This window comes from Lentzea kentuckyensis (assembly GCF_002150765.1).
Classification (GTDB): Bacteria; Actinomycetota; Actinomycetes; order Mycobacteriales; family Pseudonocardiaceae; genus Lentzea; species Lentzea kentuckyensis.
In genome coordinates, this window is sequence record NZ_MUYM01000142.1 from 1 (window position 1) to 9,211 (window position 9,211).

The following is a 9,211-nucleotide window of genomic DNA, read 5'->3' on the forward strand; positions in this document are numbered from 1 at the left end:
GCTGCGGATGCTGGCCGCGCAGGTGGGGCCGCACCGCCGCGGCGTGCGGCCCCACCTGCGCGGCCAGCATCCGCAGCACACCCGCGTTCTCCCGCGCCCACGCCGCCACCGCCTTGTCGCCTGCCCGCCGGTCACGCTCGGCCCGCACCCGTTCGTCGCCGGTGCCGGCCTCGCCGGTGCGCCGCACCCGCAGGTACCGCTTCTCCGCCGCCTGCCTGCTCGCCACACCCAGTGCCGGCGCGAGATCCGCCCAGCTCGTGCCCAGCGCGCGGGCCGCCTCGATCAGCTGCGGCTCCCAGCCCGACAGCTCGTCACGCAGCTCCCGCAGCAACATCAGCGCGGCCAGCACCTGCGTGGCGTCGCCGGGCGAGGCGGCGGCCGCGCGGACCGATTCGTAGTCACTCGTCATGTCGTCCTTCCGATGACTTCGGGTGTTGTCATCGTTCCGACGACATGCTACAACAGAGGGGCAGCGCATTGACAGGCCAACGAGGGATAACAGGAGGTGTCAGATGTTGATGCGCACTGACCCGTTCCGCGAGCTCGACCGGCTCACCCAGCAGGTCTTCGGAACTCCGGGAACGTGGTCCAGGCCGACTGCGATGCCGATGGACGCCTACCGCGACGGCGACCAGTTCGTCGTCTGCTTCGACCTGCCCGGCATCTCGCCGGACGCGATCGAGCTCGACGTCGAACGCAACGTGCTCACCGTCAAGGCCGAGCGCCGGCCCATCGGCAAGGACGTCGAGATGCAGGTCTCCGAACGGCCGCTCGGCGCGTTCTCCCGGCAGCTGTTCCTCGGTGACACGCTCGACACCGAGCGCATCGACGCCCAGTACGACGCGGGTGTGCTGACGCTGCGAATCCCGATCGCGGAACGCGCGAAGCCCCGCAAGATCGCGATCAACGCCGGCGACGAGACGCCCCGGCAGATCGACGCGTGATTCACCCGGCGGGCGGCGGCCGACCGGGTGATGCCAGGTAGGCTTCCGCCCGCCATGAGACCCCAGCCTCAGTGGACGGCGTTAGACGTCTACGCGTCCAACTCCGACCTCTACGCCGATCCCCGACTGGTGGAACGGGTGGATTACCGGCGTCGCTTCAAGCGGCACCGGCCCCGCACCCCCTCGGTCGTCCTCGCCCCGCACGGCGGCGGCATCGAGATCGGCACTTCGGAACTGTGCCTCGCGATCGCGGGCTTCCACCCCGCCACGCGGGTGCCCATCGGCCAGACGCACGACTACTGGATGTTCGAGGGCCTGCGGTCGGTCGCGAACGACGAGCTGCACGTCACCTCGTCCAACTGCGACGACCGCGTGGCCCGCACCCTGGTCACCGGCGCCTCACACGCCCTGGGCCTGCACGGCTGCACCAGCGCCGCCGCGGGCCTGGAGGACCACGACCGCGCCGTGCTCGTCGGCGGCCGCGACGCCCTGCTGCGCCTCGAACTGCTCACCCGCCTGCGCCGCGCCGGATTCCACACCATCGACGCCGTCGACCACCCGATACTGGGCGGCTACGACCGGGCCAACATCGCCAACCGCACCAAGTCCAGGCAGGGCGGGCAGCTCGAACTCACCACCCCGCTGCGCAACGCGATGTTCGCCGAGAACTCCCGCTCCGACCGCCGGCACACCACCACCGAGGTCTTCTGGGACTTCGTGCACGCCTGCCGCGCCGCCCTCACCGCCCGCGAGGCCATGAACAACTAGTCGCGTGGCCGAAAGTGCTTGTCAACTGTTCTGGGGCTTCGTCAACGCCCTGCGCACGGCGATCACCGGCCTCGAAGCGGCCCAGCAGATCCTTGGAGCACCGTCAGCGTCCGCGCCTCGACATCGAGCGCGGCTTCCACGCCCAGCGGCAGCGACCACTGGCCCGCGCAGTGCCCGAACCCGAAGTCACCCAGGATCGGCACACCCAGCCCGGACAGCCGGTCGTGCAGCACCGACGACACGTCACCGCAGCCCGTCCACGACCCCAGCACGATCCCCGACACCGGCGCGAACCAGCCCGCCCGCAGCAACTGCGTCAGGATCCGGTCCAACCGGTACGGCTCCTCACCGATGTCCTCCAGCAACGCGATCGCACCCTGCGTCGGCGGCGCCCACCTCGGCCCGCCCACCGACGCCGCGAGCAACGCCGCGTTCCCACCCGTGAGCACCCCACGGGCCGTACCCGGCACCACCGGTGTTCCGGCCGTCCACGACGACACCGACCCGAACAACACCTCACGCAGCCGCGCCTGCGCCAGCGGATCGTCCACGAAGTCCGACGTGCCGGGCATCGGCCCGAACACCGTCGGCAGACCGGCGGCGTTGAGCTCGGCGTGCAGCACCGTCACGTCCGACGAACCCACGAACACCCGCGCCGGCAAGTCCTTCCACGGCACCAGGTCGGCCATCCGCAGACACCCGTACCCGCCCCGCACGCACACCACCGCCGCCACGTCCGAGCACCACGCCGCCACGAACTCCGCGGCCCGCGCCTCGTCCGACCCCGCCAGGTACGGCAACGACCACGACCCCACCACAGGTGTGGTGACCTCCAGGCCCCACGACCGCAACACCTCGACACCCGCGGCGACCCTGGACACCAGGGCCGGGCCGGCCGGTGACACCAGCGCGACCCGATCCCCGGCGGACAGCAAGCTCATTCGGACAGTTCCAGCACCGGCACGCCCGGCGGGACGAACCCGAACACCTGCCCGTAGAACGACAGCTCCGCCTCCAGCGCCGTCTTGATGGTCTCCGCCTTGCGGAACCCGTGCTGCTCACCCTCGAACGTCAGGTACGCGTGTGGGATCCCCGACCCGGCCAGATCCGCGGCGAACCGGTCCGCCTGCTCCGGCGGGCAGATCTCGTCCTCCAGGCCCTGCAGCAACAGCACCGGCCCCGACACCGACCGCGCCTTCGTCGACGGCGACCGGTCCCGGTAGCGGTCCGCCGCCTGCGGGAGCGTGCCGACCAGGCCCTCGACGTAGCGGGACTCGAAGTCGTGCGTCTCGCCGCCCTCCGACGTCCAGCCCGCCAGATCCAGGATCGGGAACGCCACCATCCCGCACCGGTACACGTCCGTCGAGGTCAGCGACGCCGCCGAGGTCCAGCCACCCGCCGAACCGCCCCGGATGCCCAGGCGCTGCGGATCCGCGGTGCCCTCCTTCGCGAGCTGCTGGGCCACGAACGCGCAGTCCTCCACGTCCACCACACCCCACTGCTCGCGCAGCCGCTCGCGGAACGCCCGGCCGTAGCCGGTCGACCCGCCGTAGTTCACCGCCACCACACCGATGCCGCGGCTGGTGAAGTACGCGATGTCGGTGTCGAGCTTCGGCAACGCACGCCCGGTCGGCCCGCCGTGCACGTGCACCACGTACGGCGGCAGCTCACCCTCGGGCGCGGCGAAGTCCGGGTTGGACGGTGCGTAGACGTACGCGGGGATCTCCCCGAACATCCGCTCGACCGGCACCGGCAGGTACGCGTCCTGCGGCGAGGACTCCCCGCCGGTCAGATAGGTCAGCTCGCCGTTGGACAGGTCCAGGCGCACCACCGCGAACTCGGAGGTCGGCCCGGCCGCGCCGCACACCACCACACCGTCGCGCACCGACAGGTCCGGCGCCCACGTCGGCAGGTCGGTCTGCACGTCGGTCACCGTCGCGCTGCGCTCGTCGAGCACCGCCAGGTGACCGCTGCGCACGACGAGGTACCGGCCCGGCGACAGCGTGGCGAACCAGCGGTTGCCCAGCCGCCACATCGGGCCGCCCAGCTCCTGCTCGCACGGCGCGAGGTTCGTGCGCGAGCCGTCCAGGCCGACGCGGAACAGGTTCCACCAGCCGTCCGGGTCGGTCAGCGCCAGCAGGGAGTCGCCCTCCCACTCGAACTGGCACACCGCCTCGGTCCGCGACCCCGCCAGCACCCGGTGCCCCGGCGAACCGGCACCGGAGGAATCAAGGTCCGCGACGCACAGCTCGGCGCCGTCCCACGGCATCTGCGGGTGGTCCCAGCCGATCCACGCGAACTTCGTGCCGTCCGGACTGATCTTCGGGCCGGTCATGAAGTGGTGCGAGCCGCCCAGCACCCGCACCTCACCGGACGCGGTGATCGCCACCAGGTCGCGGCGCACGTCCGTGCGCGCGTCACCGGTGATCGTCTCCCGCACGCACCACACCTCGCCGTCCGGGCCCGCCGACAGGTCGGCGTAGCGGATCCCGTGGTGGCGCTCCGGTTCCGGCGTCAACGGCGCCGGTTGCGGATCGTCCGGGTTGAACACGTACACGCGCTGGTCGGCCCAATGCGTGAACGCCACCCGGTCCTCGGCCAGCACCACGAACGGCCGTCCGCCGTACTCGTGCACCCGGTTGCGGGCGTTCCACGGCGCGGGCAGCACATCCACGCCATCGCGCACCAACGCCACCCTGCCGCCCTCGGCCGGACGGCTCTCCGCCCACCACACCCGCTCACCGGACAGGTCGGCCCACTGGAACCCACCGCCCGGTTTCGAGGTGTCGCCGGCACTGATCGGCGAGGTCCAGGTCCCGTACGAAGCGATCTTCACCACAACCCGACCCTATACGCGGAGTGTTTGGTGGGGGAGGACCTGCCGACGATCTCCGCGTGGCCTAGGGTCGTATCTGCCATGGCCCGTGTCATCCACGTATTCCGCGCACCCGACCGGTTCGTCGCCGGAACCGTCGGGCAGCCCGGCGACCGCACCTTCTACCTGCAGGCCTCCGAGCAGAGCAGGCTGATCAGCGTCGCCCTGGAAAAGCAGCAGGTACAGGTCCTCGCCGAGCGCATCGGCTCGTTGCTCGAGGAGGTGCACCGCCGCTTCGGCGCCGACGTCCCCGACGACCCGCCGCCGGACGACAACCTCGACACCGAACCCCTCGACGTGCCCGTCGAGGAGGAGTTCCGCGTCGGCACCATGGGCCTCGGCTGGGACGCCGAGTCCAAGGCCGTCGTGATCGAACTGCTCGCCGTCTCCGAGGAGGAGGTCGACGAGGCCGTCGTGCTCGACGACACCGAGGAAGGCCCCGACGCCGTGCGGGTCTTCCTGTCGCCGACCGCCGCCCGCGCCTTCGCCGAACGAGCCGACCGCGTCGTCAACGCCGGTCGCAAACCCTGCCCGCTGTGCGCGGAACCGCTCGACCCGGACGGTCACATCTGCCCGCGGCAGAACGGCTACCGCCGCACCGAAGAAGACTGAGAACACCGACATGGACACCTCCGCGGCCCTGGAGTTGCTCAACCGCGGCCGCATCGAGGTCGAAGGCCGCCTCGTCGACGCCTCCAACGCCACCTTGTTCTGCAAGATCTCGTTGGACGGCGTCGACGCCCAGTGCGTCTACAAACCCGTGCGCGGCGAACGCCCGTTGTGGGACTTCCCCGACGGCACCCTCGCCGGCCGCGAGGTGGCCACCTACCTCATCTCCGCCGCCGCCGGCCTCGATGTCGTACCGCCCACCGTGCTGCGCCCCGGCCCGTTCGGCACCGGCATGGTCCAGCTCTGGATCGACACCCGCGAGGAAGACGAACTCGTCGACATCATCGGCGTCGACGACGTCAAACCCGGCTGGATCCCCGTCTTCCACGCCCACGACCGCTTCGGCGACCCCGCCGTCCTGGTGCACGCAGACCACCCGCGGATCGCCCTGATGTCCGCCTTCGACGTCGTCGTCAACAACGCCGACCGCAAGGGTGGCCACGTCCTGCACGCCCTCGACGGCGCCGTCTACGGCGTCGACCACGGCATCTGCCTGCACAGCGAACCCAAACTCCGCACCGTCCTGTGGGGCTGGGCCCGCGAACCCCTGCCCGCCGAGGTCCTGGAATCGCTGCGCCGACTGAGATCCGCGCTCGACGGCGACCTGGGCGAGTCCCTGCACGACCACCTCACCCGCGCCGAGGTCCGGGCCGTGGGGGAGCGCACCGACAAACTCCTCGCCGCCGGTGTCTACCCCGAACCCTCCGGCGACTGGCCGGCCATCCCCTGGCCCGCGTTCTAGGTCAGCTGCTCGGTCAGCTTCGCGATCTCCTCACCCTCGTACGCCTCGAGGATCTCCCGCACTCCGCCGCGGAACGCCCTGTGCCGGTCCCCGGTGAGCTCGAACCGCTGCAGCTCGATCCCACCGCACGTTGTCGTCCACCGTCGCGGCGAGCGCTTTGAGTCCGTGCGTGCCCTCGACCCTGCGGTGCAGCCGCCGCTGCGACGCCGGCCACCGCGCCACGATCTCCGCGAGCAACACCAGGGCGTGCAGTGCGTCGTACACGAGCACCGTCGACGTCAGCACCACGACGTCGACCTCACCATCGTGGTGGGCATGAGTCAGCTGTGATCCCCGTTGCTGAACCGACGCCGGCACCCCCGATTTCGGGACTTGGCCGTGCCGCGTTACTACGCTCGGCAACCATGTCGTTGATCAATCCGCCCAAGCCGCAGCCGGGTGACCGCGTGGCGATCGTGTCGCCGGCCGCGGGCCTGCCCGGCCTGTTCCCGCTGCCCTACGAACTGGGTCTCAAGCGCCTCAGGAACGACTTCGGCCTCGAACCCGTCGAGTACCCGGCCACCCGCAAGATGGGCTCGACCCCGCGCGAACGCGCCGACGACCTGCACGCCGCGTTCGCCGACCCCACCATCAAGGCGGTCATCGCGACCATCGGCGGCGACGACCAGATCACCGTGCTGCCGCACCTGGACGCCGAGCTGATCACCGCGAACCCCAAGCCGTTCTTCGGGCACAGCGACAACACCAACCTGTTGGTGTGGCTCGCCAACCGCGGCATCGTCGGCTTCTCCGGCGGCAGCGTCATGGTCCAGTTCGGCCGGCCCGGCGCCATGCACCCCACCAGCGCCGACTCGCTGCGGGCCGCCCTGTTCACGCCCGGCGAGTACCGGCTGAGCGAGAGCACAGCCTACGGCGACAGGGACAGCCCCTGGGAAGACCCCGCCACCTTCGACACCGAACCCGTGCTCGAACCCAGCGGCGGCTGGATCTGGCACCAGCCGGAGCGGGTCGTCGAGGGCCGGTCGTGGGGCGGCAACCTGGAGATCCTGTCCTGGCTGATGATGGCCGACCGGGAGATCAACGCCCCCGCGCACTACGACGGCCGCGTGCTGTTCTTCGAGACCTCCGAGGAGATGCCGTCCGCGACCGAGGTCTACCGGATCCTGCGCAACATGGGCGAACGCGGCCTGCTGCACCGGTTCCCCGCGGCGCTCGTCGGCCGCGCCAAGTCCTGGTTCTTCACCAACCAGCACACCGACCGCGCCATCCACACCGCCGAGCAGCGCGCCGCCGTCCTGAAGGCCTTCGGCGAGTACGCGCCGGAGACGATGATCGTGTTCGACGTCGACCTCGGCCACACCGACCCGCAACTCGTCATGCCCGTCGGCGGCACCGTGCGGGTCGACGGCCCCGGCCGCACGATCACCGTCACCTACTGACCGATCCGCCCGGTACTTCGGCTGAGGCCGAATGCCCCGACAACCGCGGACCGACTCGCTAGTCTGAGTCCGGTGATCGACGAGGACGCCAGATCCCGGCTCATCCGACGTTTCGGCGACGACGTGACCGGGTGGATCGCCACACTGCCCGACCTCCTCGCAACCCTCACCGCCCGCTGGAACCTCACGGTCGCCGAGCTCATGCCCGGCGGCACCGGCACCACGTTCCTGTGCACGAGTCCGGACGGCAACGCGGTCCTGAAGATCACCCCGGACCACGACATCGCCGCCCAGGAAGCCAGGGCGCTCACCGCGTGGGCCGGCACGCCCGCGATGGTCGACCTGCTCGACACCGATCTCGCCCGCGGCGCCCTGCTGCTCGACGCGATCACCCCCGGCACCCCCGCGACGGATCCCGCGCTCGTCGTCCCCCCGCTGCACGACGCGAACCCGGCAGGCTTCCCGCCGCTCAAGGCCCGCGTCGACTTCCTGTTCGAAACCGTGCTCACCCGCCGGACCGGCACTTACTACGCCACCGAACACCACCGTGCCCGCAAACTGGCCGAAGACGACATCACGCCGGTGCTGCTGCACGGCGACATGCATCCCGGCAACGTCCTGCAAGGCCCCGACGGCCCGAAGGCCATCGACCCCAGGGCGTGCGTCGGCGACCCCGCGGTCGACTGGATGGACTTCGTGCACGGCGGCTACGACCTGCACGGCGCGGACGTCGACCTCGACCGCGTCCACGAGTGGCTCACCGCCTTCAAACCGTTCTACGGCTAGCCTTCGCCCGTGCGTTCTCACGACTACGGCCGCGACATCCTCAACACCCCGAAGCGCAAGAAGGTCCCGGAGATCCCGGCCGAACCCGGCCTCGTCGTCGAGGACCCCGCCAGCGGCTTCTGCGGCGCCGTCGTGAAGTTCGAGTACGGCCAGGTCGTGCTGGAGGACCGGCACGGCCGACACCGGCTGTTCCCGCTCAACCCCGCCGGCTTCCTCGTCGACGGCCGGCCCGTCACCCTCGTCAAACCCGCGCCACAGCCCCAGAAACCCCGCATCACCGCGTCCGGCTCGGTGCGGGTCGAGGGCCTGCGCGCCCAGACCGCCAAGGCCAGCCGCATCTGGGTCGAGGGCAAGCACGACGCCGAGCTCGTCGAACGCGTCTGGGGCCACGACCTGCGCGTCGAGGGCATCGTGGTCGAACCGCTCAACGGCGTCGACGAACTGCCCGGCCTCATCCGCGAGTTCGGCCCGGCACCGCACCGCCGCCTCGGCGTCCTGGTCGACCACCTCGTGGCCCACTCCAAGGAACAGCGCGTCGTCGACCAGATCCGCGACGACAACGTCCTGGTCACCGGCCACCCGTACGTCGACATCTGGCAGGCCGTGAAACCGCAGGCCGTGAAGATCAAGGCCTGGCCGGTCGTGCCGAAGAACATCGGCTGGAAGGAAGGCGTCTGCGCGCAGCTCGGCTGGGGCGAGACGTGGGAGGGCTGGCAGCGCGTGCTGGGCTCGGTCGGCAGTTACCGCGACATCGAGTCCGACCTGCTCGGCGCGGTCGAGCGGCTCATCGACTTCGTCACCGTCGACTGACCCGCGGCTCCATCCAGACGGTCACACGCCGTTCCGACACCGCCGATTGATCGATTTCGTCACGGTCCGGGGCCCAGCACGGTGAATCTTGGAGCCGGGTGGGTCCCGTTGGTGTATGTATGGGCGCATGGCCGCGCTGATCTGGCTGATCGTCGGGATACTGCTCGTCGTCGCCGAG

General features: G+C 70.7%; 10 protein-coding genes and 1 pseudogene. 7 read left to right on the forward strand and 4 right to left on the reverse strand.

All coding sequences use genetic code 11. The features are described 5' to 3' along the window. Positions 1-409, reverse strand: a pseudogene (locus tag B0F77_RS43205) (HSP18 transcriptional regulator); the annotation flags it as partial. A gap of 103 nt (positions 410-512) precedes the next feature. Here B0F77_RS43205 and B0F77_RS43210 point away from each other — a divergent pair. Beyond that, positions 513-944, forward strand: a complete 432-nt coding sequence (locus B0F77_RS43210; RefSeq protein WP_086668885.1) for an Hsp20/alpha crystallin family protein — start codon at positions 513-515, stop codon at positions 942-944. Between the two features lie 54 nt (positions 945-998). After that, positions 999-1,712 (forward strand): poly-gamma-glutamate hydrolase family protein, encoded by a 714-nt coding sequence (locus B0F77_RS43215; RefSeq protein WP_245849445.1) that lies wholly within the window; start codon positions 999-1,001, stop codon positions 1,710-1,712. A 62-nt stretch (positions 1,713-1,774) separates the two neighbouring features. Here B0F77_RS43215 and B0F77_RS43220 read toward each other — a convergent pair whose 3' ends face one another. Together B0F77_RS43220 and B0F77_RS43225 are read right to left on the reverse strand one after the other, a co-directional pair. After that, positions 1,775-2,653 carry a S66 peptidase family protein gene (locus B0F77_RS43220; RefSeq protein WP_086668886.1) on the reverse strand — a complete coding sequence of 293 codons (879 nt, stop codon included), beginning with the start codon at positions 2,651-2,653 and terminating at the stop codon, positions 1,775-1,777. Beyond that, positions 2,650-4,551: a prolyl oligopeptidase family serine peptidase gene (locus tag B0F77_RS43225; RefSeq protein WP_086668887.1), complete on the reverse strand. Its 1,902-nt coding sequence runs from the start codon at positions 4,549-4,551 to the stop codon at positions 2,650-2,652. The genes B0F77_RS43220 and B0F77_RS43225 overlap by 4 nt, the downstream gene beginning before the upstream one ends. Positions 4,552-4,629: 78 nt before the next feature. Between B0F77_RS43225 and B0F77_RS43230 the strand changes: the two genes are divergently transcribed. Then, a complete protein-coding gene (locus tag B0F77_RS43230; RefSeq protein ID WP_086668888.1) occupies positions 4,630-5,199 on the forward strand; it encodes a DUF3090 domain-containing protein in 570 nt (189 codons plus the stop codon). A 10-nt stretch (positions 5,200-5,209) separates the two neighbouring features. Then, complete coding sequence (locus B0F77_RS43235; RefSeq protein ID WP_086668889.1) at positions 5,210-5,998, forward strand: SCO1664 family protein; 789 nt, start codon at positions 5,210-5,212, stop codon at positions 5,996-5,998. Between the two features lie 30 nt (positions 5,999-6,028). Here the strand turns inward: B0F77_RS43235 and B0F77_RS43240 are convergent, their stop codons facing one another. Then, positions 6,029-6,286, reverse strand: a complete 258-nt coding sequence (locus B0F77_RS43240; RefSeq protein WP_086668890.1) for a hypothetical protein — start codon at positions 6,284-6,286, stop codon at positions 6,029-6,031. Positions 6,287-6,402: 116 nt separating this feature from the next. On the opposite strand from B0F77_RS43240, the gene B0F77_RS43245 reads away from it, so the two are divergent. The 3 genes from B0F77_RS43245 (at position 6,403) to B0F77_RS43255 (ending at position 9,033) form a co-directional block, all read left to right on the forward strand. Next, entirely contained in the window at positions 6,403-7,437 is a 1,035-nt protein-coding gene (locus tag B0F77_RS43245; protein WP_086668891.1) for a S66 family peptidase, read from the forward strand. Between the two features lie 72 nt (positions 7,438-7,509). Further along, positions 7,510-8,223: an aminoglycoside phosphotransferase family protein gene (locus B0F77_RS43250; RefSeq protein ID WP_086668892.1), complete on the forward strand. Its 714-nt coding sequence runs from the start codon at positions 7,510-7,512 to the stop codon at positions 8,221-8,223. A gap of 9 nt (positions 8,224-8,232) precedes the next feature. Continuing rightward, positions 8,233-9,033, forward strand: coding sequence for a DUF3097 domain-containing protein (locus B0F77_RS43255; protein WP_086668893.1), 801 nt, complete (start codon positions 8,233-8,235; stop codon positions 9,031-9,033). Positions 9,034-9,211 lie beyond the last annotated feature (178 nt).